Genomic DNA, 22,122 nt, shown 5'->3' on the forward strand with positions numbered 1-22,122 from the left:
TCCTCACTGCGTGTTCGACGAGGTGTCGGGGGTCTCGCCGAGGGGATACCAACCGTCCCAGATGGTGCTCTTGCCCGGCTCGCGCTGGACGCGGTACTGCACACTACCATCCGCTCTCCGCGCGAAGATCACGATTCGGCCGTCTAGGTTGCGTCCGGCCGCGAGACCTCCCGCGAACGCTCCGCCCAGCGATCGCCAGTCGGTCCAGTTGCCGTCGGAATCCTCCGAGCTATGGGATACCGCGCCGCCCGAATCGACAGCGAACAACTCGACGCGCCCGTCGGTGCCGGTGACAGCGACCGGGCCGGATGCGAACGAGCCGCCGAGGTCGTCCCAGACTCCTCCGTTCTTAGCCAGCACTCGTCCGCCGGACCCGAGGCAGAAGACGATAACTCGGCCCTCTCGATCTCTCGCCAGGACAGGGTCGCTCGCGACCAGGTCGTCCTGATCGTTCGACACGACCCAATCGTCGCCAGACTGAGATGCTACAATGAGTCCGTGCCCTGGGGCCCGGCATGCGACCGTGAGTCGCCCGTCCGCGTCAGCGCAGACCGAGAGTCTGCCGACCACCTTACCACCGAGATCGCTCCAATCCTCCCACTGCAGCGCGCTCCTTACCGAACGCTGCATCCTGTACCGCAGATGCCCGTCCAAGCCCACGGCAAAGACGATGAGCCTTCGTTCGTCGTCAATCCCTACCACGGGATCGGAGCCCGCGCTCCCACCCAGATCGTACCAGCCATTCCAGCGATCGCTCCCGGCAGATGATTGAACTTTGTGCCGGATCCGCCCGTCACGGCCCCTGGCGAATGCCTGCAACCTGTCCTGCGGATTCCGAGCAATCACCGGCTCACCCTCGATCAAACCGCCAAGGTCGGTCCAAGTGTCCGGCCACGCGCCGCTGATGCCCGTCTGCCTGATCACACGCACATCACCCTTCGCGCCGCGAACCACTAGAGCGAGGTTGCCCGTCGAGTCGTTCGCTACCGGGCCGGCCGGATGGAGAATCGGCGCGTCCGGGTAGTAACTCCATCCGAAGTAATCGCAAACCGCCTCGTATACTCCCTGCGCGTAAGCGTCCCGACCCTCCTCGGTCTTCAGGACTGCGGTGTCGGCCTCGTTGTCGTGGAACAGACCTTCGACGAGCGTGCCGGGCATGTTCGTGCGGCGCAGGACGTAGAGGTTGAAGTTGAGGAACGGCAGGTCCGCTCGAACGCCAAATGGATGCCCGACGCCGTGAGTGATGTACTTCTCGACGCACTTGTCCATACAGCGCTGAGCAAGCTCAATGCTGATCGGATTGGGCTCGCCCTCTCGCGGCTGATAATAGAGGGTGAGCGTACCGCGCGGCGTCCCCCACCCCTCGCCCCCGCGAGCGTTCGTGTGCAGGGATATGAAGATGTCCGCAGGCCACGCGTTGGCGGCCTCGCACGATTCCCTCATCGTCGCGCCGTTCGAGTTGCGGACGCCGAAGCCCCTCGCGTTCAGCTTGCCTTCGAGACGGCGGGCAACGTCCTGCATGGCCTCAGCCTCATTGTACGTCCTGTCCGGGCTCCAATTGCCGGTCTGGTCGCTGGGGTTGAGATAGATCTTCGGAATCTCCTGGGCAGATGCCACGAGGCATGCGGACAGCACCGCGGCAAGAGTAAGCGTATGAGTCAGAATCACAATCGTACCTCCGATGTATGTCGGTCCCACTTGAGCGCATTGCCGTTCAGCATGATGCTCTTCAGGCCGGGGACCGGCGGGATGTGCAGAATCGTGGAACGTGGAGTGCGGAACGCGGAAGGAGGACGGGCGAAATATGACACCTGCAGTTGGTCTCCGGCGGGGTTGAGCCTGATGTGCAGATCAACCGGGCCGAAACGGGTCGGAATGTTCTCGAAGTTCGAGCCCTTCCCCTCGAGCCAGGCGAGCGGACAGAGGCGGAGGAGATGGAGCTTGCCTTCCTCGATCTCATCGTCAATCACCGCCAAGCGCGCGATTTGAAACCCTGGAATCCAGAAGATGCCCGACGTTATCCCGCCTCGGGATTCGCAGACGGTGTAGGTCTGCTGCGACATTGCGCCGGCGAACTGCGAATACAGCCCCTCCAGGAAGTGCCGGCGGTCGCCGAGCTGCCAGTTGTGATAGACGTTCCAGCTGTAGCAGCACTCCCAACTCGACATTTCGTACCTGAGCGACGGCACGTGGGTGAGATCGCCATACTCACGGTACATCTTCGACGGCGGGCCCTCGCGATACCATGCGACCGCATCTCTCATCAACGGGTCGGAGGCATCCATCAACTCCGAGAACACCAGGTGCATCGGCCCGGTGTCCAGGTAGAATAGGAATCGCCACTGCCAGTCCTGCTCCTTAGAGAGCGAGAACGGGACCATGTGGCGCACCTTCCCCTTGTCGTCGGTCCATGTCGCCGTCGTCTTCGCCTTCGCGCGGAACGCCTTCCGGAACGTCGCCTTGTACTCCCTCGCCTCGGCCTCGAACTCGGCGGCGCGCGGGTTGCCGGTCATCTTGAGGAAGTCGACGGCGGAGGTGAGCCCCTTGTAGATCCAGCCGTCGGTCCAGCAGTTCTGGATGTGCGACTCGTCGTCCGACGCCCCCGCCGGCGGCATGATACCCGGCACCGCGCCCTCGACGGCCGTCCGCCGGGCATCGCGGATCCACTCGCACGCCTTCACGATCACCGGCGTGTACTCCTCGATGAACTTCGCGTCGTGGGTGAGAAGCCCGTGCTCGGCCATCGTCCAGAGGATCGCGCCGTGATCGGGCAGCCAGTTGATGATCGCCGTCTCGGGGGGAACGCCGAGGTAGCCGGGATGCTGTTTCAGTCCGTCACCGGGGGGAATCACCCTGCCCTGGGCATCCTTGAACGGCTTGAGGTATTCCTCCACGACCGAGTGATATCCCAGAGGGTCCAGGAAGCGAACTATCGCCGTGCAGACCGGAGTGCCCCAGCAGGCGATCCCGTACCCAAACCCACCGGTCATGACGTAGGTCCCGGCGTCCGGCCACTTCTCGGAGGTGATGCGGCTGATCTGTGCGTTACGCCTGATCGCCTGGGTGATGTAGTCCTCGGCGACCTCGAACTTCGCGGCGGGCAATGTCTTCGTCCAGAAGGCCTCGGCTTCCTTCAAGGCGCCGTCGTATCCCAGGGCGAGTTCCTTGTCGAAGGTCACTCGGTCGGTCGGGAGCATCGGGACCAAGAGATCGACGCAGGATCCCTGCTTCGGTGGAAGCTGGACGTAGAGGAGACTGTCGTCCGCAGAGGGAGCCCCGGCTCTGAACTCGGCCTTGACGGCTGCTCCGGGCACGAGAGCGATCCGCACCCGTCCGTCGGGTTCGATCACATGAAATGTGTCATCGGCGGCGAGTTCGCGCGGATACTTCGGCTTGGCGTTGAGGGTGTTCAGGTTGTGCTTTACCTCCATCGAGGCATTGACGGCGAAGGAATTGATCCTGATGCCGAAGCCGGGCGTCTGCTCGAGCGGAAGCCCCTGGGAGGCGTAGTGGACCGAGAGCCGTACCCAAGCGAAGAGCGGCTCGTCGCCCCGAGTCAGCTCTTGCCCGCCGGGAACGTGGGCGAACACCTGCGAACGAAGGAGATACCCGTGCCACGCCCACTCGCTCCAGAGGACCGGCGTCTCGCAGTCGGCCCATCCCTGGACCACGTCGTGGTAGTCCTGGGCGATGTTATAGGCCGGCTTCGTGACCTCGCCAATGCTCCCGGCGGGGATGAATGCGAACTGGGCGAACGGCTCCTGAATATCCGGCCGCGAGCCCGAGCGAGCCGTCGCGTGGTGATGAAATGCGAAGTAGTTGGCCAGCGTCCCATCGTAGAAGACATTGAACCTAGTGCGGTGCTCCGGCCACCCGACGACGGTCCACTTCTTCTCCATGTCGTCCCACCACGTTTTGGCGATCTCGATGTTCGGCTCGACGGTATTCATCTTCCCCTCCTGTGCGCAGACTGCTCCGAAGCAGAGCATGATCAGCGCTCCGGCGAGCAGCGTTCTATTCGTCATTTCGGCTTCTCCTCGATCAAGAACATGAGTGCGGGGCGCTCACTCCCACGGATAGGATATCTTCGTGAGCTGCCCACCGGCGCGCGCGGACTCCAGCGCATAGAGTCCCGGAAGGCTCATGCGGATCGCTTCGCGCATATTGACTTCCGGCTGTTTGTCGCCGGCGACCGCCGCCAGGAAGTCGGCGATCATCAGGCCGTCGGCACCGCCGTGACCGCCCAAGCCGACTTCGTGCGCGTGCTCCGGGTGCTTCTCGGTAACCGGAAGCTCCGTCAGCCCGCGCATCCCGTAGACCTGATCGGTCGAGAGCAACACCTGGCACTCACCCCCGGCGAGAGGCTGGGTCTTCTCGAAGTAGCCCTTCGTCCCCTGGCAGACGTATCGGTGATACGGAACGGGATGGCGGTTCACGAAACAGGTCAGCAGCTTCACAACGATACCGGACCTGGTCCTGAAGATCGCGACCATCGCATCGTTGTCCTTCGGGTCCTTCCGAACGCGGCCGCCCGTGCTGAAGCACGATACCTCCGCCAGGTCCTCGTCAATCCACTTGAGCACCGGGCCGAGGGAGTGCGTGCAGTATCGTATCGGCTCGTAGTGCTTTCGCCACGGAGTCAACTCCGGGAGATTCCCGAGATCCGCAACGTACTCCGCCTCCAGGTAGAAAGGATCGCCCAGCAGGCCCTTCTTCTTCATGTCGAGGCAGGCGTCAACATAGGCCCAGAAGTTCGTGGTCGCGCCGAGCATGTAGACAGCGTGCGTCTTCCAGCCGGCGTCCCAGAGCATGCGAGCCTCTTCGATCGTATGAACCGCCGGGACATCGCTGAGGACGTGGATGCCCCTCTGCATCGCATCAATCGCGCAGGACGCATGCGTGGGAGGCGGCGATTCGATCAGAACCGCCTCGACTCTGCCGGAATCGAGCATAGCGCTGTGGTCGGCGAACGTCTCGACGCCGGGGTGATCTGCCGTCGCTCTCTTGAGGGCAGAAGGGCTGGTGTCGGCGATAGCGGCGAGTCGGACCTCCTTGAACTGCCCCAGGACCGCAATTAGCGAAGAACTCCGCAAGCCATAGCCAATGACGCCGACGTTTATTCTGGACATGTTGCACCTCCGTCTGCGATCTAACCCCAGGTTCAGGTCCCGCACCCCAAGATCCTGAGAGGTGTCGTTACCTCGATGATCCGCCGTGTCTCCTCACGAATCTCGACTGCGCGGAAACTCGCCCAGCGAAACCAGATCACGCAGTCGTCCGCGTTCGAGGCAAAGAAATCCGAGCCGACGCATATCTGCTCCGGCGGAATGGTCCCCACGATCTCGCGCATGGCAGCCTCGCGCGGGCCGCAGAGGCAGAGAATGAAGTCGGGGTATCTCTGCGCGGCGAGCATCGCTTCTCGCCAGAGGTCTCCCAGTCCCGAATGGCCGGAGATCACGGTCAGACCCGGAAAGTCCCTGCACAATCGCGCGAGCTGCAGGGGATGCGTGTACATAGGAGTGCCATCGTGGAACATGATCGCGATGCCCATACCCCTGCACAGGGCCGCAACGGAGTCCATCTCCGGCGAAGCGATCGGAAATCCCTGAAGCCAGGGGTGGAGCTTCAGCACCTTCACATCGTGCTCGGTCTTGCAGCGTCTGATCTCGGCGAGGGCGGCCTGTCCCATCAGAGGGTTGACGGTCATGGCGGCAAACAGACGTCCCGGCGCGCGGCTGCAGTACTTAAACACCCGGTCGTTCTCCGCCCCGTGGTCGGCGCATCCGGAGAAGAGCGCATTCAGAGGAGATATCAGCGCCCCGCTCACGCCGTGCCGAGCGAACAGATCGAGTATCCTCTCCGGTGAACCCTCAGGGTAAGGCTCCCCGCCCCAGTTCCCGTAGTGACAGTGGAAGTCAATCGCACTCATCTTCCGTCTCTAAGAATGCCGTCCAGGTTCAGGCCCAAGATGCGCTCCAGATCGCCGGCATCGTTCACATATCGGGTGATCTTCTCGATCTCGACTGCCATGTCCGCGCTCGGCGAGTCCGAGCCGTAGACGATACGGTCAGCCCCGACCCGGCTCACCAGATCGCGGATGAAGACCGGCAGGTGCAGGGAGGTCTCGACGTAGATGTTCCGCACCGCGCTCACAGAGGCGGCCACATCGTTCCAGTAGTCCGCGTAGGCCGCGTGTCCCATGATGAATGTCCCCTCCGGATACCGCAACGCAAGCTCGGTAAGCTGAAACGGCGACGAACTGACGGCGGTCCCGGTGTGGAAATAGACGGGCTTCCCCCGACTTACTGCCCGTTCCACAACGGGAAAACCAATCGCATCGGTGATCTGGAATCCCTGAATGGCGGGGTGCAGCTTCAGCCCCGATGCTCCCGAGTCCAATGCCCGATCCAGTTCGTAGAGGGCTTGCTCCCCGTACCAAGGGTTCACCGTGGCGAACGGGATGAAACGGTCCGGGCGTTCCCTGGCCGCTTGAAGAACCAGATCGTTCCCCTCACGATTGTAGACTGCCAGAAACCTGTCAACAGGAACGATCACGGCTGCCTCGACGCGATGCGCGTCCATTGTCCGAAGAAGATCCTCGGGCTCGTGCGAGCAGGTCAACCCCGCACCGATGTGGCAATGGGCGTCCAGTATCCTCATCTCAACTTCCGCCAAACTCCCGGATGACCGCATTCAGCTTCTCCGCCTCGCGTTTGGCGGACTCCTCGCTCTCTACGACGTATGCGAGCAGCAGCCGCGGGATGATGCGCTCGGCAAAGGGACACGTCCCCTCGTCGTATCGCCCGGAATGACCCGCGTTCTCGGGACAGTGGAAAGCATGAGCCCGACGCTCCTCGATCACCGGATGCTTGTATGCCGGTTTGCCGGTGTAGCCGACCGAAACCGAATCGAATCCGGCAGATTCGATCACCTTCCTGAACTCGGCCAGATCGCCATCGCCGCCCTGGAAGGTCGCCGCCCAGTGGTAGAACGAGTGATTCGACCCCTCGGGACCGCGCTGGAGAACGATCCACGGGCAGCCGGCCACCGCGTCGTCGTAGTGGCGCGCGTTTGCTCTCAGCCTCTGAATGAAGGCAGGCATGACCTCGAGTTGGGCAAGTCCCACCGCAGCGGTCGGCTCGTTCATCCGGTAGTTGAAGTCCAGGTCGTATGCGACGGACTTGAAGGTCGGCGCGCCCGCCTGCGAGGCGATCTTCGTCTGAAGCGCCTCACTATTCGCCGTAGCCATGCCTCCATCGCCGAGGGACAACTGCTTGCTCGCCTGGAAACTGAAGCATCCGATGTCTCCCCACGCGCCGGTGTATCTTACTTTGTAGTCGGCGAGGAGCGACTCCGCGCAGTCCTCGATCACGAGCAGTCCGCGACGATGTCCTATCTCGACGATGCGGTCCATCTCGGCGGGCAGTCCCCATGCGTGAGTGACAATGATCGCCTTCGTTCGCTCCGTGATCGCCGCCTCGATGCCATCGGGGTTCATGTTGTGCGTAACCGGGTCCAGGTCCACGTACACCGGTATGGCATTGTTGTACAGGACGGCCATCGAACCGAAGATGAACTCCGAATCGCAGATGACCTCGCTTCCAGGCCCGGCCCCGGCGCAGAGGACTCCCGCATGCAGGGCGCTCATGCACGTGTTGATGGCGACGGCATACTCTGCGCCGAGGAGCTCTGCAAATGCTTCCTCGAATCGCGGGACGAAGGCGCCGCCGTTGAGACTCGAGAGACGCCCGGATTCGAGCACCTCCCGGAGGTATACCATCTCATTGCCTCTGTACGTGCGCCCGGTTTGCTCCTCCTGTTCAAGCAGCTTGTCGTCTGCCATGCTATTCTCCCGTTGGCTCCAGTTCGGCGATGAGATCTGCCAGGCCGGCGATGCATTCGTCCGCTATCCTGTGCCCGAGTTCAGCGTTCGCGCCGTCGAAGAACCCCATGACGCCGACCTTGACCCTCGGGTCCTGCGCGATCCGCGGCACGACGAAGGCCGTATCAACGGACTTGAGCTTCCGGGCATAGGCATCGGGGTCCGCCCTCATCACGGTGAGAATCTCATCGTCGTCGTAGACGGCCTCGTCCATATTGACCAACTCCGGCTTCCAGAAGAGCATGAGCGAGGTCTCCGCCATGCCGGCGTGGTAGTCGCCCCGCGCGAACCATTCCATGTAGGTCGGCGAGAGTTCCCAGAACGGCACGACCGACACCGTTACGCCGGGCATCTCCGGGCGAAGACGCTGGAACTGTTCTGCGGCATCCTTGGCGGCGGCGACGCTCTCCGATCCGCCGTGGCCCAGCAGGATGATCAGTTGTCTGAAGCCCTGCAAGGTGAGGCTCTGAAGGATATCCATCAGGAGAATACCAAAGACCTGCGGGCTGATGTTGATCGTGCCGGGCAGCATCCCGCCCGAGAAGTTATACGGCAGCGGCGGCGCGACGAAGCACCCGGTCTTCTCCGAGGTCCTGTGCGCGATCTCGGAGGCATTGTGGAGGTCAACACTGACCGGGAGGTGGTAGCCATGCTGCTCGCATATCCCGACGGGCAGAACCACCGTCCGGGTCTGTTCGAGCCCTTCTCTGATCTCCTCCACGGTCATGTTCAGCATCGGTCTTGCGATTGTCATGCGTTACCCCCGGGGACTTAGTCCCTATGTCGCTCCCGCCCGAACGCCAGTATAGCACCCTGAATGGAAGGCCGTCCAAGCTCGGCGATCAGCATATCCTTGGCAGGAGATCGCCTGAGGGCATGTCGAGAATCCGCGCGACGCCCAGGGCGGTCCGCAGATGCACCCTGCGCGGCGGAGATCCAAGCACGCGCCCGATGATGCAGGCGCGCTCACCGTACGGATGACGGCGCATCGCCTCCAGTACCTTCTCCGCGCTCAGGGCCGGCACGACCGCCAGCATCTTTCCCTCGTTCGCCACATGAAGCGGGTCAATACCTAGGAGTTCGCACGCAACGCGGACACCGTCGTCCACCGGGATCGCCGGCTCGTCTATCTCGATGCACACGCCCGACTGCGCCGCGATCTCGCTCAGCGACGCGGCCAACCCACCCCTTGTCGGGTCGCGCAGACAGTGAATCTCCGGGCAGGCGTCCACCATCGAGGCGACGAGCACGCCCAGCGGCGCGCAGTCGCTTGCGATCTCGGAATCGAGCCTGATCCCCTCGCGGCAGGTCATAACCGCCATGCCGTGATCGCCGATCGTCCCGCTGACGATCACCGCATCGCCTAGCTTCGCCTTCTCCGGCGAGGGATGAGGCCCCTCGGGAAGCGCTCCGACACCCGAAGTGGTCACGAACACGCGATCGGCCGATCCCCTGGGCACGACCTTGGTATCGCCGGCGACGATTGAGACGCCAGCTTCGGCCGCGGCATCGGCCATGGATCCCACCACCCGCTCAAGGACGGATATCTCGAGCCCCTCCTCAAGAATGAATGCCGCGCTGAGTGCGATCGGTCGCGCGCCCGATGCCGCCAGATCGTTCACGGTGCCGCAGACTGCGAGCCTCCCGATGTCGCCGCCCGGGAAGAAGAGCGGGTCCACGACGAAAGAGTCGGTGGTGAAGGCCAGAACTCGGCCCGGAAACTCGATGACCGCCGAGTCGCCCATCAGGTCGAGCGCGGGATTGCCGAAATGGCGCAGGAACAGATCGCGTATCAGGTCGGCGCTCTTTCGCCCGCCCGCCCCGTGCGCGAGCAGGATCACATCGGCACTCACGGCGTCACCTCGACATCGGAGTACCTGTACTCGGCGGCGCAGGCCCCCTCGCTCGATACCATGCAAGGCCCGAGGGGACGCTCCGGCCTACACGGCTTTCCGAACGCCGCGCATTCGCGAGGCGACTTGAGACCCTTGAGGATCGCGCCGCACTCGCACTCACCGCTCCCGACCTGCCGATCAGCCGGGAGTTGCACTCCCGACCGCGAGGCATCGTATGCGGCGAACTCGGAACGCAGGCGGAGACCGCTCCCGGGGATCACACCCAGCCCGCGCCACTCGGCGTCGCACGGACGGAAGACCTCTCGGATGCACCGCAACGCCGCCGGATTGCCACCCCCGCTCACAGCCCGCGAGTACTGAACCTCGACCTCGGAGCGACCTTCCGCCGCCTGCCGGACAAGCATCAAGACGGCCTGCAGAATGTCGAGCGGCTCGAAGCCCGCGACGACGCAGGGGATGCCGCACTTACTAGCGATTGGCTCATACGCGCGACTGCCGATGACCGAGGTCACGTGGCCGGGGCAGATGAAACCGTCAACGGCGACCTCCGGGTCGGACGACAGCGCCGACATCGCCTGAGGGATCGTCTTGTGAGCCGCGAGCACGAGGTAGTTGTCTAGTCCCGCCTTGTCCGCCTCCAGAATCGAGAGAGCGACCGCGGGCGCGGTAGTCTCGAATCCGATGCCGAAAAACAAGACGCGCCGATCCGGATTTTCAGACGCGACGGTGACCGCGTCGAGCGGCGAGTAGACCACCCTCACGTCGGCACCCATCGCCCGAACTTGCTCCAGGGAGACGCGGCTTCCCGGGACGCGAATCATGTCTCCGAACGTGGCGAGGATGGTATCAGGCGACCGGCCCATCTCGATGAAGCGGTCAATCTCGGTCTGGGAAGTGACGCAGACGGGACAGCCCGGGCCGGACACGAGCCGCAGGGAGTCGGGGAGAAGCCGCCTGATGCCGGACCGTGCGATCGCCATCGTATGCGTGCCGCAGACCTCCATGAGCCGCATCGGGCGAGGAAGCGCGCGACGGATAGCATCAGCGAGGCGCAGGGCCGTGTCCGGATCGCGGAACTCCTCAACGTACTTCATCGCCGAGTGTCCTCATGAGTCGAAGCGTCTCCTCGGCTTCCTCGGGCCGGACGCGCTCGATGGCAATCCCGGCGTGGACGAGGACGTATTCGCCGACCACGACGCCTCCCAGGAGATCAACGCGAACGTTCCTGGACACGCCGTCCTGCTCAACGCGGGCCGTGTTATCCTCGATCCCTACGACCTTCATCGGGACTGCCAGACACATCAGCGCATGCACCTCCCGGCGGCCACGACCGCCTGTCCGAGCGAGAGCCCGCCGTCGTTGCAGGGGACGAGCCTGTGGATCAAGACCTCGAATCCTCGTTTTCGAAGCCGCTCCGCGACCATGCCGAGGAGCAGCACGTTCTGAAACACGCCGCCGCTCATGGCGACCCGGCTCAAGCCGGTCTGATCGCGCAGGGCGGAGCATACCCGTACGGTCATGTCGGCGATCGTCGAGTGGAACTTCGCGGAGATGCCCGCCACTTGCTTTCCGCGAGCAACCTCCTCGACGATCTCGCGGATCATCGGCCGAACGTCAACTCGGATCGGCCCGCCATCACGGGACAGGTCGTAACGATATACACCCTCGCTCGGGCCGGAGGCGGCGGCTTTGAGTTCCATAGCGGCCTGCCCCTCGTAGGTGACCTCTCTGCACACGCCGAGCAGCGCCGACACGGCATCGAACAGCCGTCCCATGCTGGAGGTGAGCGGGCAGTTGACCCCACGCTCGATCTGCGCCGCGACCACCCGGACCTCCTCGGGGGTCAGCAGTTGCACAGCCACATCCGGGCCGCAGGCCCTTAGCAGATAGGACAGAGCCATCCTTCCCGGCCTGCGGACCGCCGCATCGCCACCCGGAAGCGGGACATATTGCAGGTGCGCCGCGCGCCGGAAGTCGCGGCTGTCGGCGACAAGGAACTCCCCGCCCCAGATTCGGCCGTCCGCGCCGTATCCAGTACCGTCGAACGCGACCCCGATCACCGGGCCTTCGAGACCGTTCTCAGCCATGCAACTTGCGATGTGCGCGTGATGGTGCTGAACGGCAATCTGCCGGGCGATCCCCGAGGACTCCGCATACCGGGTCGAGTGGTAGTCGGGATGAAGATCGTGCGCGACAACCTCAGGCTCACAATCGAAGAACCGGCGGAAGTGGGCGACCATCCGCTCGTAATGGTCAAGGGTCGGCGCATTCTCCAGATCGCCCAGGTGCTGACTGAGCACCGCGAGACTGCCCTTCGTCAGGCAGAAGGTGCTCTTGAGGTCGCCGCCGCACGCAAGGATCTGCGGCATCTCGACTCCGAGATCGATCGGCCTAGGCACGAAGCCTCTCGCGCGGCGGATGGGCATCGGCGCGTCCTCGAACACCCTCATCACGGAGTCGTCACAGGGGACGTGGATCGGCCTGTCGTGGGCGAGGATGTGATCGGCTATGTGCCTCAGCCGCCGCGCGGCATCGCAATCCTCGTGGGCGATCGGCTCCTCGGAGAGGTTGCCGCTCGTCATCACGAGCGTCGGCGGGCCAGCCGAGAGAAGCAGGTGATGCAAGGGGGTGTACGGGAGCATGACGCCGAGGTCGGAGCTGCCTTCCACAACGAAATGGGATATCCCGTTTCCGTGTCGGGCGGGCATAAGGACAATCGGCCGCTCGGGGGAAAGCAGGAGCGCCTCCGATGGCGCGTCAACCACGCAGATTCTTCGCGCTTCAATATGATCAAGGCACATCAGCGCGAACGGCTTGCCGACGCGACCCTTTCGAGTCCGAAGCGCGCTCACGGCCTCGTCACTGCGGGCGTCGCAGGCGAGATGGAATCCCCCCAGGCCCTTGATCGCCAGAACGCTCCCCGCAAGGAGCAGGTCGGCAGCTTGTGCGACGACTTCCCTGTCTTCGGCTGACCTCACGCCATCCAGGATCAGATGCGGTCCGCAGACGGGACACGCGTTCGGCTGGGCGTGAAACCGGCGGTCGAGCGGGTCGCGATACTCCGTCTCGCAGTCCGGACACATCCGGAAGCCCGACATCGTGGTGCCCGCGCGGTCGTAGGGGATGCGCTCGATGATCGTGAAACGCGGGCCGCAGTTAGTGCAGTTCGTGAACGGATACGCGTACCGACGGTTTGCAGGCGATGTCATGTCCGAGAGGCAGTCGGGGCAGGTAGCGATGTCGGGAGGGACTATCGGGCGAATATCGGCGCCTTCGATGCTCTCACGGATCGCGAAGCCTGTGCCACCCTCGGCGGGAATCGTCACGACCGTCGAGTCGGATACGGACGCGAGCGTCGGGGCGTCAGTTCGCAAGACCTCGGCAAAAATGCGAAGCGCGCTTTCGTCGCCCTCCACCTCGATCAGCACGCCATCGGCGACGTTCCTGACCCAGCCGGAGAGCCCGTGCTGTCCGGCGAGGCGGTATACAAAAGGACGAAAGCCGACGCCCTGAACGGTACCCGCTACGGTTATCCGCAATCTCCGGCTTGCCCGTGACTCAGTTTCGACTCCAGCCATTCCAGCCACTTCCCGCAACCCGCGCCGGTCGAGCATGAGACTTCGATCAGTTCCGCGTCGGCGTTGACTTCCGCGAGGGTTCGCCTGAAGAGCGCCAGATCGAACTCCAGGTACTCCGCGAGGTCGAGCTTATTCAGCACGACACTGTCCGCGAGGCTGAACGTCCCCGGATACTTGGCGACCTTGTCGTCACCCTCGGGAAGACTGCAGACGACGGCCCGCACCGTCTCTCCGAGATCGAACTGCGCGGGACATACGAGATTCCCAACGTTCTCGATGAGCAGTACGTCGAGGGACGAGACGTCAAGGCACTCCAGCGCCTTGCCGATCATGCGGGCATCGAGGTGACACGCGCCGCCCGTGTTGATCTGAACCACCGGAGCGCCGAGCCGTGAGATGCGGTCTGCATCGAGAGAGGTGGCGATATCACCCTCGAGGACGCCGACCCTGAACCGACCGGCCACGCGCCGAATCGTCTCCTCGACCAGACTGGTCTTGCCCGCTCCCGGCGACCCCATGAGGTTGACGACGAGCAGCCCCGCGTCGGCGAAACGCTTCCGAAGCGCTTCGGCGGACCGATCGTTCTCGTCAAGTACTCGGCGCGCCAACGGTATCCGCATGCTCTACCTCAATGGAATCAACGTAGAATTCTCTTCCGCCGACGAGCTTTCCTTTGCCCGCCTGGCACTGAGGGCATGCGAACTGACCGTCGAGAGGTTCATACTCTATCTCACACTCGGCGCAGAGGTACCTGACCGGAAGCATCTGCACGTCTAGCCTGGCGCCTTCGGCCGCCGTGCCGCGCGACACGATACCGAAGTAGAACGCGATGGAATCCGGGTCGAATGTGGACCACTCACCGGACTTGATGCAGATTCTCGTGACTCTGCGCGCGCCGACTCGCCCGGCCTCCGCCACAGCGATATCCAGAATGCTCTTCGTTGCGGTCAGTTCGTGCATCAGGGCACAGCTCCCGATCCACCATGCATAGTCGCGGTCATGGCGGGCTGCCTGGAGCCGACGCTCTGCACTACCTCGGCCGCGGCCTTGAGAGGTTGATAGACAGCGCGAGGATATACCCCTATCAGGAGGCAGAGCAGCGCGAGTACGACCATCGAGACAGTCACGGACAGCGGGGATTCACGAACGGAGGCCGCCGAGACCGCCGCGCTCTCACCGCCCCAGAAGACCGATTTCGCCGCCTTGGCGAGGACGACCAGCGTCACCAGGCTGGCGGCGATCCCGATTATGACGGCCCACCAAGCGTGGATATCGGTGCCGGAGACAAAGAGAGCCAGCTTGCTCTGGAACCCGTTGAACGGAGGAATCCCCGACACCGCCAGCGCGCCGACAAGGAAGCAGAACCCGGTGATCGGCATCTTCTTCGCCACACCGCCGAGTTCGGATATCCTGCGTGCTCCCGTCGCGTAGATCACCGAACCCGCCGAGAGGAAGAGCAGGGCCTTTGCGATCGCGTGGTTCAGCATGTGGAACAACCCGGCGTAGATGCCTAGGTACGTACCGACGCCAAACCCCATCAGCACGTAGCCGATCTGGCTCACCGATGAGTAGGCAAGCATACGCTTGAGATCGTCCTGCGCGAGCGCCATCAGGTCGCCGATCACGAGGGTGAACACGCCCAGCGCGAGCAGGAATGAAGCGATCGGAGGAAACGCGGGGTAGAAGAGCGTTACAGTGCGGACCAGGGCGTATATCGCCACCTTTAGCATCACTCCCGACAGCAGTGCCGAGACGGGGGTCGGAGCTTCAGCATGGGCGTCCGGCAACCACGGGTGGAAAGGCGCAACCCCCGCTTTCGTCCCGAATCCCACGATCAGGAACGCCGAGGCAAGTACAACCGTAGCTCTCGGGAAGGAGCTGGCCGCCAGTTTCAACTGCGAGAGCATCAGGGCGCGGTGACCATCGAGCAGGCCCGCGCCCGTCGCATAGACCAGCACACAGCCGAAGAGGGAGAACGTGATGCCGACGGTCAGCAGCATAAGGTACTTGTAGCCCGCCTCGAGCGACCGCTTGTCCCAATAGAACGCGACTAGCAGTCCACTCGCGATCGTGCTTGCCTCTACGGCCACGTAGAGCATGATGATGTTGTTGGAGACACACGCCCAGAGCATCGTACCGATGAAGAGCATCATCCAGCCGTAATAGGCACTCAACCGCCCAACAGTCGTGGTGTGAGGAAGTCCGCCCTCCTGCACCTGGTGGCGCATATACTTCATGGAGTAGAGCACGGCGATGAAGCCTATGCCCGAGACGAGCACGACCAGCAGGGCGCTCAAAGCATCGGCGTACAACTGGCTGTTGACTGCAGTCAGCACCCCACCGTTCAGGACCCGGCTCCCGATCAGCAACGCGACGACCAGCGCAGCGGACGAGCCGATCAGTGCCAGCGCCTCCCGGAGCGCCGAGGAGAACCGCCCGAGCGCGAGTATAAGGACTCCGGCCGCCAACGGAAGCGCCAGCAGCCAGACAGGCAGGTTCGATGCTGTTTCAGCAGGCATATCGCACACCTCTCTATGACGAGACGACCCGTCCAGCGGCTACCAGTGCAGTTCGGAAAGCTGATGGGTGTCCGTCGAGCCGAACTTCTCCCTGATGCCGCCGATGATGTAGAGCAGCAGGTAGACGGTCACGACAACCTCGGTCGCAATGCCGGCCAGGGCAGTCTCCTCCATCGTCGGAGCGAGACTGACCAAGCTCAGATGCACACCGTTCTCCAGCAAGCACAGGCCGATTACCGTCTTGATCGCATCGCGCCTGGTGAGTATCGCGTAGATTCCGAGGATGAAGACGGTGAACGCAACGGCAAGGTTCGTCTGCGCGATCTCACCCAACTCCCCGCCGACGCCGATGAATACCCCGGCGTGCATATGGGTCAGCTTGTACATCACCGCGAGCAGAGCTATCAGTAGGACCGCCGACACACCGAATCCGATGATGGGCTTCGTCTCCTGCTCCGCCCCGGCAGTCGCGCGCCAGAGGAACCACGGGACGAGTACCGCCTTTGTAACGAGAGCCGTCGCCGCCCAATAGAGCAGAGCGGTGTTAAGCGGCGAGTACGCGGTCAGCAGCCCGCAGATCAGCAGCGCCTGGAAGAGGTAGGCGATCGTCGCGTGACGGAGGTTCCTTGCCTCCACGGCGGCGAAGCTCGTGAAGATCATTATCAGACTGAGTGCATGAACAAGATCAGGATTAACCATACGCTCACACTCCGATCGCGGCGAAGGCGAGGGCCGCCAGCGCCACAAACAGGACTCTGCTCATGTAGGTCATCGCGTGGTCAATGCGAAGCCTTGGGCTCACCGCCTCGACGACTGCAGCGAGGACGAACAGTACGATTACCTTCAGCAGAGCAATCAGAACCGCAAGAGGCCAGACAGCGACTGCGGGCCAAGGGACAAACAACTGCACCAGGATGAACGCATACACGAGCTGGCGTACGAGGAGAGCGATCTTCATGAGCGCGAGATTCGGACCGCTTACCTCCACCATCGGACCATCCACGATCTCGCTCTCGGCTTCGGCGATGTCGAAGGGAAGCCGGCCCATCGTCGCTTGGAGCGCGAGGAACAGCGCCACTCCTGCGCCCGCCATGGAGAGCGAAGGACCGTTGGCCGAGTTCCAGGCAGCCATCTCCCCAAGGCGCATCGAGCCGCTCTTTACTGCGGCGGTGATGAGCGCAGCCACGACGATCGGCTCGACCGAGAGGAGCATCATGATCTCGCGGGCCGCCCCTGTCTGGGCGAACGGGTTGCCGGAAGCCGCCGCCATGAGGATGACCGCCGCCGCACCCAGCGTCAGGAAGTATATCCAGGTGACCATGTCGCCCGGAGCCGCATCGGCACCCACACCCATCGGCGTGAGTACGGCCGCCACGAGAAACGCCGCCAGAGCCGCGGCGGGAGCGTACCTGAACACCAGGCTCGGCGTACAGCGGAGGTCTTCCTTCCCAAGCAGCTTGAAGATGTCAATGTAAGGCTGGACGATCGGCGGCCCCTTGCGCGAATGGATGACGGCCCTAACCTTCCGGGCCACTCCATCGAGCATTGGGGCGGCCAGCAGGGCTATCGCGCCGTTTATCACCAGTACTTGAACGGACATGGCATCCTCCGAACTACTTCACGAGCGCAAACAGCAGCGCCACAACGACTATCATCCCCGCGACCTGCCATATCATGTATATCTGCGGCACGCCAATGTGTGAGCGGCTGACCTTGTCCACGAACCTTCCGCTCCCGCGGAGCGCCGGGCCATACAGCCACTTGTCGAGATCGAGCGCGGCCCGAATCCGCCCGAGGCTTGGTAGGCGCGGGATCGCCAGGCGCGGGTAGACATGAGCGAAGGCCTCATTGAACGGCGAGTAGAACCCTTTCGCCCTGAAGCGTACCTCGTCGTCAAGGTGCTCCTCGCCGCCGTACCAGCTCGATACGACCCGCATAGACGCGCGGCCGGAAGCTCGGAGCACCTCGGCCAGCACGAAGAAGATCAGAAACAGACCAAACAGCACGATCGGGCTCCATATCGCGGACACCGCCCCGCCCGAGGCCACCGTCATCAGACCGCCGACTCTGCCGATTCCAAACATGTCTGCGGACGGGACGCTCATCGCGGAGGAGACAGCACCGATCGCCCTGAACGGCAGGAGACCGATCAGTATGCAGGCCAGCGCGGGCACGACCTGCGCGAACGTCATCGTGAGGGGTATGGGCACCGCCTTCCCCGAGGACGCGGCGGGTTTCCCCAGGAATGCAATGTTGAAATACTTGAGCGAATAGGCCAACGTGCTCAACCCTACGAAGAACGCGACCACCGCCGCGACGATCAGAGGTGACAGATTGATCCCTCCGGAAATGGATGCCTGGTAGATCAGCCACTTGGATGCGAATCCGTTCATGGGGGGAAGGCCCGACAGGCTCGCGACGCCCACGAGTCCGGCCGCCGCCGCAGCCGGCATCACCACCGCCAGCCCACCAACCTTGTTGATGTCGCGCGTGCCGGTAGAGTACAGGATCGAGCCGGCGTTCATGAAAAGCAGGGACTTGTAGATCGCATCGTTCAGGATGTGGAAACCGGCCGCCAGAAGGGCCAGCATGACGAGGAGCGACATGCCCGGCGTTACCGAGAATGCAACCGCGATTCCGAGCGCAAGGAAGATATAGCCCATCTGGCTGATGCTGGAGAATGCAAGAAGCCGTTTTGCATCGTTCTCCTTCATCGCGGTGACGCCTCCCACGAACGCCGAGAGGGTACCCAGGAAGACGATCACCAAACCCCAGGTCGTCAGTTCGGACGCGGTTCCGACTCCGGGCAGCACGTCCCAGAACACGCGGATGACTCCGTATGCGCCCAGCTTGATCATCACGCCGGAGAGAATCGCGGAGACTCCCGACGGCGCCGCGGGGTGAGCATCCGGCAGCCAGTCGCCCATTGGGAAGATGCCTGCCTTCGTGGAAAACGCGATCAGGTACAGCGCGAGGAGGAAGCCGCGCATCGCCACCGACAGCGCTCCGAGACCTTCGCCGTGCGCCTGGAACGACCACGACCCGGTCCCGCTCCAGAGAACAATCGCGGAAACGAGCAATCCTGCGGTGGCGACATGCGTCATGATGAAGTACTTGAACCCCGCCCGAACCGCTCGCGGGTCCGAGCGCTCGAACGTCACCAGAAAATACGAGGCGAGGGTCATCAGTTCCCATAGAACAATGAAGAAGAGCCAGTCCGCGACGGCGACGACACCGATCATCCCCGCGATGAAGAGTTGGAGCAGCGAGTAGAACCTGCGCGGACTCTCCTTCTTGTAGAACCCCATGTAACCGACGGAGTAGATGGTCGCGATCAGCGACACGGCGGTAATGACCATCAGGAAGCCGGCGCCGAGAGGATCGAGCATAACCGCCAGTTGGCTGCCGAAACCGGGTAGAGCGAACACGAAGCCCTCGACCGCGCGCCCATTCACAAGCACCTTCAAGCCATCAGCCCAGGCGAGAATCGTCGCGGTGGCGACGAACGCCGCCGCCACCCACCCGCCGGACCTCCACGAGCGGGCTGAGCCGACCGCCAGCGAACCCGCCAAAAGGACAAGGAACGCTAGTCCGACGTTAGTGTATATCATACGTCCACCTCATCAAGCCCCAATGTTGGGTCAGGAGTTGACCTCCTGTCCCGACACAGGAACTCGCCACGGTCATCACGGCACGCCAACGAGCCTGGCCACCATCGGCATCCCGGCGAACGGGGCGAGCAGTGTCAGCAGGACCATAGTCGCGAGCACCCAGTTCATGGCTGCGGAGGCATGAAGCTCCGATTCGGCCTCTGCCTCGTGGGTGACAGCCACCACCGCCTCTTTCGATCTGCCGAAAAAGACCTGCTGGCCGATCCAGAGGAACCATCCGAACGAGATCAGGCTTTCGATCAACACGAGCGTCAGGGCGATCGGGCCGAACGCTCCCGGCACCTGAAGAGCGCCCGCAAGGACATACATCTTGCTCCAGAAACAGGCCAAGGGGGGTATGCCGGTCAGCGCGAATGCTCCGACGAAGAAAGCGAGAGTTGCGAGAGGCATCCTGGACGCGAGGCCGGAGAGCTTCGATATGCTCCGTGTCCCTGTCGCGTAGGCGACCGTACCGACGGTCAGAAACAGCGTCGTCTTGGCGAAGGCATGCATGAATATGTGGAGCACCGCGCCCCGATACGCTATCGAGGCCCCGAGGGCCCCGATGCCTAGCCCGAGCAGGATATATGCAAGCTGAGCGATCGTAGAGTAAGCGAGCAACCGCTTGAGATCGTCCTGGAAGAAGTACAGGTAGAGCGCCGCGAACATCGTGATGAGCGCGCCTATCGAGAGAACCAATCCCATGCCGGCCGGAAGGTCCCATCCCGCCGAAAGAAGCCTGGCGATCAGAAAGACCCCCGCCTTGACCATCGCGGCGGCATGCAGGTACGCGCTGATGGGCGTCGGAGCGGCCATCGCATCCGGCAGCCAGGTGTGAAAAGGTATCTGCGCGCTCTTCGACCATGCCGCGATCATGAACAACGCGAACGCCCCGGCACGCACCTGGGGCATCATCAGCCCGAGCGCGTCGAACCCCATCGAGCCGGTCGCACCGAAGACCCAGACGAGCCCGCCGATGAAGAACAATCCTCCAAAGGATGTGAATATGAGCGCCTTCAATCCCGCCTTCAGGCTCTCCTCGTTGTCATAGAACGAGATCAGCGCCCACGAACAGAGCGTAGTCATCTCCCAGAAGATCAGAAGCTGCAGGAGCGTCGGCGAAACCGCGATCCCCGCCATCGAACCGATGAAGAGCATCAGCCAGAAGTAGTACCGCGCCTGGCCGCCGTGGACCGCGTGATCGCGGTTTCCGGGAGACAGGTACCCACCGGAGTACACGACGATGGCTACGCCGATCACAGTGGACGCGACCAGCATGACCAGCGCTAGAGGATCGAGCTGATAGCCGAACAGGCCCTTCGATGCGCCTTCACCGAGCCAGGGCATAGCCCCGAACAGACGGGTCTCGACCGGCAACCGCCACGCCAGCACCACCGCCGAAACCGCGGCGACCAGCGAGAAGACCGCAGCCGCGTATTTCGCCCCGCGGTCCCTGACGGCGATGCCGACCAGCGCTCCCAGAAATGGAACAGCCACCACAGCGATTGCCAAAGGTTGCATATCCGCTTCTTCCTTCTCTCGGCCCGGAGTGCGGTTCGGACGAAGCCTCGTCCTTGCGAAACGTCAACCGCGCGTCATGACAGGCCGGTCCTGCCAGACCCTCATGTGCTCCTCGAGATCGAAGCCCGGAGGCAGATGCGCCTCGTGACGCGGCTCGACCTTCTTGGGAACGAGGCCGAGGGCCAGCGCCGCGCCGTACACGATGGCTTCCGGCCTCGGAGGGCACCCCGGGATGTACACGTTCACCGGGATAACCGTATCGACGCCGCCGAGGATGTTGTACGTGTCGAACCAGATGTTGCCTCCGACGGCGCACGCCCCGACGGCGATGACGACCTTGGGATCTGGGGTCGCCTCATAGAGCCGCCTGAGCGCGGGAGCGACCTGCCTGCTGACGCCACCAGCGACGACAAGAGCATCGGCGTGCCTCGGGCTTCCGATCAGCTTCATTCCGAAACGCTCGACATCGTAGTACGGCGTGAGCACGTCTATCACCTCGATGTCGCATCCGTTGCACGATCCGCAGTTCGTGTGAAAGAGCCAGAGCGACTTGGGAAACATCCTTTTGCAGAACCCGCCGATCATGAGCCGTCCTCCTCACCCCGCACGAGCGGCCCGGCCGGAATGAAGTCAAGCGGCGGCTTGAGCGGGAACGTGCCACGCTCGTTTTCCGCGCCCGGCCCGCGTCCGCGCCACCGCTTGCTGTGGAACTTGTCTATCGCATTGTCAATCTCGAAACACCTGCCGCACCGCTGACAACTCGACATCCACAGAGTCATCTCGGACTCGAGGTCCGACTTGTCGGGCGTCGCGGTCTCGAACTGCTGGGTCGGCCAGATGGCCTGCTCCGGGCAGACCTCATAGCACCTCGCGCACTGGATGCACCTGTCGAGATGGAACGCGAGTCTGGAGACCTCGCCGATGTCCTCGATGACGATGCACCTCGGAGGGCAGACATTCGCACAGCCGCCACATCCGATGCACTTGCGGGCATCGAACTCGATCTTGCCACGAAACTTCGGCGGGGCGGCAGCCGGCTCGAACGGATACTTGAGAGTCACGCGGCCCGCGCCGAAACATATCACTGCTTCCTTGAGCTTCGCTTTGAACATATGA

Annotated in this window: 20 protein-coding genes; all 20 read right to left on the bottom strand. The window is 63.2% G+C overall.

All coding sequences use genetic code 11. The features are described from left to right. Positions 1-3: 3 nt before the first annotated feature. Positions 4-1,668 (bottom strand): N-acetylmuramoyl-L-alanine amidase, encoded by a 1,665-nt coding sequence (locus tag KBC96_04340; protein ID MBP6963619.1) that lies wholly within the window; start codon positions 1,666-1,668, stop codon positions 4-6. Then, positions 1,665-4,025 carry a hypothetical protein gene (locus tag KBC96_04345; GenBank protein ID MBP6963620.1) on the bottom strand — a complete coding sequence of 787 codons (2,361 nt, stop codon included), beginning with the start codon at positions 4,023-4,025 and terminating at the stop codon, positions 1,665-1,667. The genes KBC96_04340 and KBC96_04345 overlap by 4 nt, the downstream gene beginning before the upstream one ends. Before the next feature lie 39 nt (positions 4,026-4,064). Continuing rightward, on the bottom strand, positions 4,065-5,129 hold the full coding sequence (locus KBC96_04350; protein MBP6963621.1) for a Gfo/Idh/MocA family oxidoreductase: 1,065 nt from the start codon (positions 5,127-5,129) through the stop codon (positions 4,065-4,067). A gap of 32 nt (positions 5,130-5,161) precedes the next feature. Next, a complete protein-coding gene (locus tag KBC96_04355) occupies positions 5,162-5,929 on the bottom strand; it encodes an amidohydrolase family protein (protein MBP6963622.1) in 768 nt (255 codons plus the stop codon). Further along, positions 5,926-6,660: an amidohydrolase family protein gene (locus tag KBC96_04360; GenBank protein MBP6963623.1), complete on the bottom strand. Its 735-nt coding sequence runs from the start codon at positions 6,658-6,660 to the stop codon at positions 5,926-5,928. Before KBC96_04360 ends, KBC96_04355 begins: the two co-directional genes overlap by 4 nt. Position 6,661: 1 nt before the next feature. Then, positions 6,662-7,843 carry a DegT/DnrJ/EryC1/StrS family aminotransferase gene (locus KBC96_04365; GenBank protein MBP6963624.1) on the bottom strand — a complete coding sequence of 394 codons (1,182 nt, stop codon included), beginning with the start codon at positions 7,841-7,843 and terminating at the stop codon, positions 6,662-6,664. Position 7,844: 1 nt separating this feature from the next. After that, positions 7,845-8,636, bottom strand: a complete 792-nt coding sequence (locus KBC96_04370) for a creatininase family protein (protein ID MBP6963625.1) — start codon at positions 8,634-8,636, stop codon at positions 7,845-7,847. Positions 8,637-8,724: 88 nt separating this feature from the next. Continuing rightward, positions 8,725-9,735 carry a hydrogenase expression/formation protein HypE gene (gene hypE, locus KBC96_04375; protein MBP6963626.1) on the bottom strand — a complete coding sequence of 337 codons (1,011 nt, stop codon included), beginning with the start codon at positions 9,733-9,735 and terminating at the stop codon, positions 8,725-8,727. Next, positions 9,732-10,832 carry a hydrogenase formation protein HypD gene (hypD, locus tag KBC96_04380; GenBank protein MBP6963627.1) on the bottom strand — a complete coding sequence of 367 codons (1,101 nt, stop codon included), beginning with the start codon at positions 10,830-10,832 and terminating at the stop codon, positions 9,732-9,734. The genes hypE and hypD overlap by 4 nt, the downstream gene beginning before the upstream one ends. Further along, a complete protein-coding gene (locus KBC96_04385; GenBank protein ID MBP6963628.1) occupies positions 10,819-11,040 on the bottom strand; it encodes a HypC/HybG/HupF family hydrogenase formation chaperone in 222 nt (73 codons plus the stop codon). Before KBC96_04385 ends, hypD begins: the two co-directional genes overlap by 14 nt. Further along, on the bottom strand, positions 11,040-13,316 hold the full coding sequence (gene hypF / locus KBC96_04390; protein ID MBP6963629.1) for a carbamoyltransferase HypF: 2,277 nt from the start codon (positions 13,314-13,316) through the stop codon (positions 11,040-11,042). The genes KBC96_04385 and hypF overlap by 1 nt, the downstream gene beginning before the upstream one ends. Beyond that, positions 13,268-13,936: a hydrogenase nickel incorporation protein HypB gene (hypB, locus tag KBC96_04395; protein ID MBP6963630.1), complete on the bottom strand. Its 669-nt coding sequence runs from the start codon at positions 13,934-13,936 to the stop codon at positions 13,268-13,270. Before hypB ends, hypF begins: the two co-directional genes overlap by 49 nt. After that, positions 13,905-14,276 carry a hydrogenase maturation nickel metallochaperone HypA gene (gene hypA / locus KBC96_04400; GenBank protein MBP6963631.1) on the bottom strand — a complete coding sequence of 124 codons (372 nt, stop codon included), beginning with the start codon at positions 14,274-14,276 and terminating at the stop codon, positions 13,905-13,907. Before hypA ends, hypB begins: the two co-directional genes overlap by 32 nt. Beyond that, positions 14,276-15,835, bottom strand: coding sequence for an oxidoreductase (locus KBC96_04405; protein ID MBP6963632.1), 1,560 nt, complete (start codon positions 15,833-15,835; stop codon positions 14,276-14,278). Before KBC96_04405 ends, hypA begins: the two co-directional genes overlap by 1 nt. A 39-nt stretch (positions 15,836-15,874) precedes the next feature. Beyond that, positions 15,875-16,534: an NADH-quinone oxidoreductase subunit K gene (locus KBC96_04410; protein MBP6963633.1), complete on the bottom strand. Its 660-nt coding sequence runs from the start codon at positions 16,532-16,534 to the stop codon at positions 15,875-15,877. Positions 16,535-16,538: 4 nt separating this feature from the next. Then, on the bottom strand, positions 16,539-17,435 hold the full coding sequence (locus KBC96_04415) for an NADH-quinone oxidoreductase subunit H (protein MBP6963634.1): 897 nt from the start codon (positions 17,433-17,435) through the stop codon (positions 16,539-16,541). Positions 17,436-17,448: 13 nt separating this feature from the next. Continuing rightward, positions 17,449-19,446 (bottom strand): oxidoreductase, encoded by a 1,998-nt coding sequence (locus tag KBC96_04420; protein ID MBP6963635.1) that lies wholly within the window; start codon positions 19,444-19,446, stop codon positions 17,449-17,451. A 75-nt stretch (positions 19,447-19,521) separates the two neighbouring features. Further along, positions 19,522-21,006 (bottom strand): hypothetical protein, encoded by a 1,485-nt coding sequence (locus tag KBC96_04425; GenBank protein ID MBP6963636.1) that lies wholly within the window; start codon positions 21,004-21,006, stop codon positions 19,522-19,524. Positions 21,007-21,069: 63 nt separating this feature from the next. Next, positions 21,070-21,591 (bottom strand): NADH-quinone oxidoreductase subunit B family protein, encoded by a 522-nt coding sequence (locus KBC96_04430; protein ID MBP6963637.1) that lies wholly within the window; start codon positions 21,589-21,591, stop codon positions 21,070-21,072. Then, a complete protein-coding gene (locus KBC96_04435; protein ID MBP6963638.1) occupies positions 21,588-22,118 on the bottom strand; it encodes a 4Fe-4S dicluster domain-containing protein in 531 nt (176 codons plus the stop codon). The genes KBC96_04430 and KBC96_04435 overlap by 4 nt, the downstream gene beginning before the upstream one ends. Positions 22,119-22,122: the final 4 nt, after the last annotated feature.

This window comes from Armatimonadota bacterium (genome assembly GCA_017993055.1).
GTDB lineage: Bacteria > Armatimonadota > UBA5829 > DTJY01 > DTJY01 > JAGONM01.

What these genes read in the sequence shown, in the direction of transcription:
- KBC96_04430 (MBP6963637.1), bottom strand. Translation starts at nt 21,591, where the DNA reads ATGATCGGCGGGTTCTGCAAAAGGATGTTTCCCAAGTCGCTCTGGCTC.
- hypD (MBP6963627.1), bottom strand. Translation starts at nt 10,832, where the DNA reads ATGAAGTACGTTGAGGAGTTCCGCGATCCGGACACGGCCCTGCGCCTC.
- hypF (MBP6963629.1), bottom strand. Translation starts at nt 13,316, where the DNA reads ATGGCTGGAGTCGAAACTGAGTCACGGGCAAGCCGGAGATTGCGGATA.
- KBC96_04385 (MBP6963628.1), bottom strand. Translation starts at nt 11,040, where the DNA reads ATGTGTCTGGCAGTCCCGATGAAGGTCGTAGGGATCGAGGATAACACG.
- KBC96_04410 (MBP6963633.1), bottom strand. Translation starts at nt 16,534, where the DNA reads ATGGTTAATCCTGATCTTGTTCATGCACTCAGTCTGATAATGATCTTC.
- KBC96_04405 (MBP6963632.1), bottom strand. Translation starts at nt 15,835, where the DNA reads ATGCCTGCTGAAACAGCATCGAACCTGCCTGTCTGGCTGCTGGCGCTT.
- KBC96_04420 (MBP6963635.1), bottom strand. Translation starts at nt 19,446, where the DNA reads ATGATATACACTAACGTCGGACTAGCGTTCCTTGTCCTTTTGGCGGGT.
- KBC96_04435 (MBP6963638.1), bottom strand. Translation starts at nt 22,118, where the DNA reads ATGTTCAAAGCGAAGCTCAAGGAAGCAGTGATATGTTTCGGCGCGGGC.
- KBC96_04425 (MBP6963636.1), bottom strand. Translation starts at nt 21,006, where the DNA reads ATGCAACCTTTGGCAATCGCTGTGGTGGCTGTTCCATTTCTGGGAGCG.
- KBC96_04355 (MBP6963622.1), bottom strand. Translation starts at nt 5,929, where the DNA reads ATGAGTGCGATTGACTTCCACTGTCACTACGGGAACTGGGGCGGGGAG.
- hypA (MBP6963631.1), bottom strand. Translation starts at nt 14,276, where the DNA reads ATGCACGAACTGACCGCAACGAAGAGCATTCTGGATATCGCTGTGGCG.
- hypB (MBP6963630.1), bottom strand. Translation starts at nt 13,936, where the DNA reads ATGCGGATACCGTTGGCGCGCCGAGTACTTGACGAGAACGATCGGTCC.
- KBC96_04365 (MBP6963624.1), bottom strand. Translation starts at nt 7,843, where the DNA reads ATGGCAGACGACAAGCTGCTTGAACAGGAGGAGCAAACCGGGCGCACG.
- KBC96_04415 (MBP6963634.1), bottom strand. Translation starts at nt 17,435, where the DNA reads ATGTCCGTTCAAGTACTGGTGATAAACGGCGCGATAGCCCTGCTGGCC.
- KBC96_04370 (MBP6963625.1), bottom strand. Translation starts at nt 8,636, where the DNA reads ATGACAATCGCAAGACCGATGCTGAACATGACCGTGGAGGAGATCAGA.
- KBC96_04345 (MBP6963620.1), bottom strand. Translation starts at nt 4,025, where the DNA reads ATGACGAATAGAACGCTGCTCGCCGGAGCGCTGATCATGCTCTGCTTC.
- KBC96_04360 (MBP6963623.1), bottom strand. Translation starts at nt 6,660, where the DNA reads ATGAGGATACTGGACGCCCATTGCCACATCGGTGCGGGGTTGACCTGC.
- KBC96_04350 (MBP6963621.1), bottom strand. Translation starts at nt 5,129, where the DNA reads ATGTCCAGAATAAACGTCGGCGTCATTGGCTATGGCTTGCGGAGTTCT.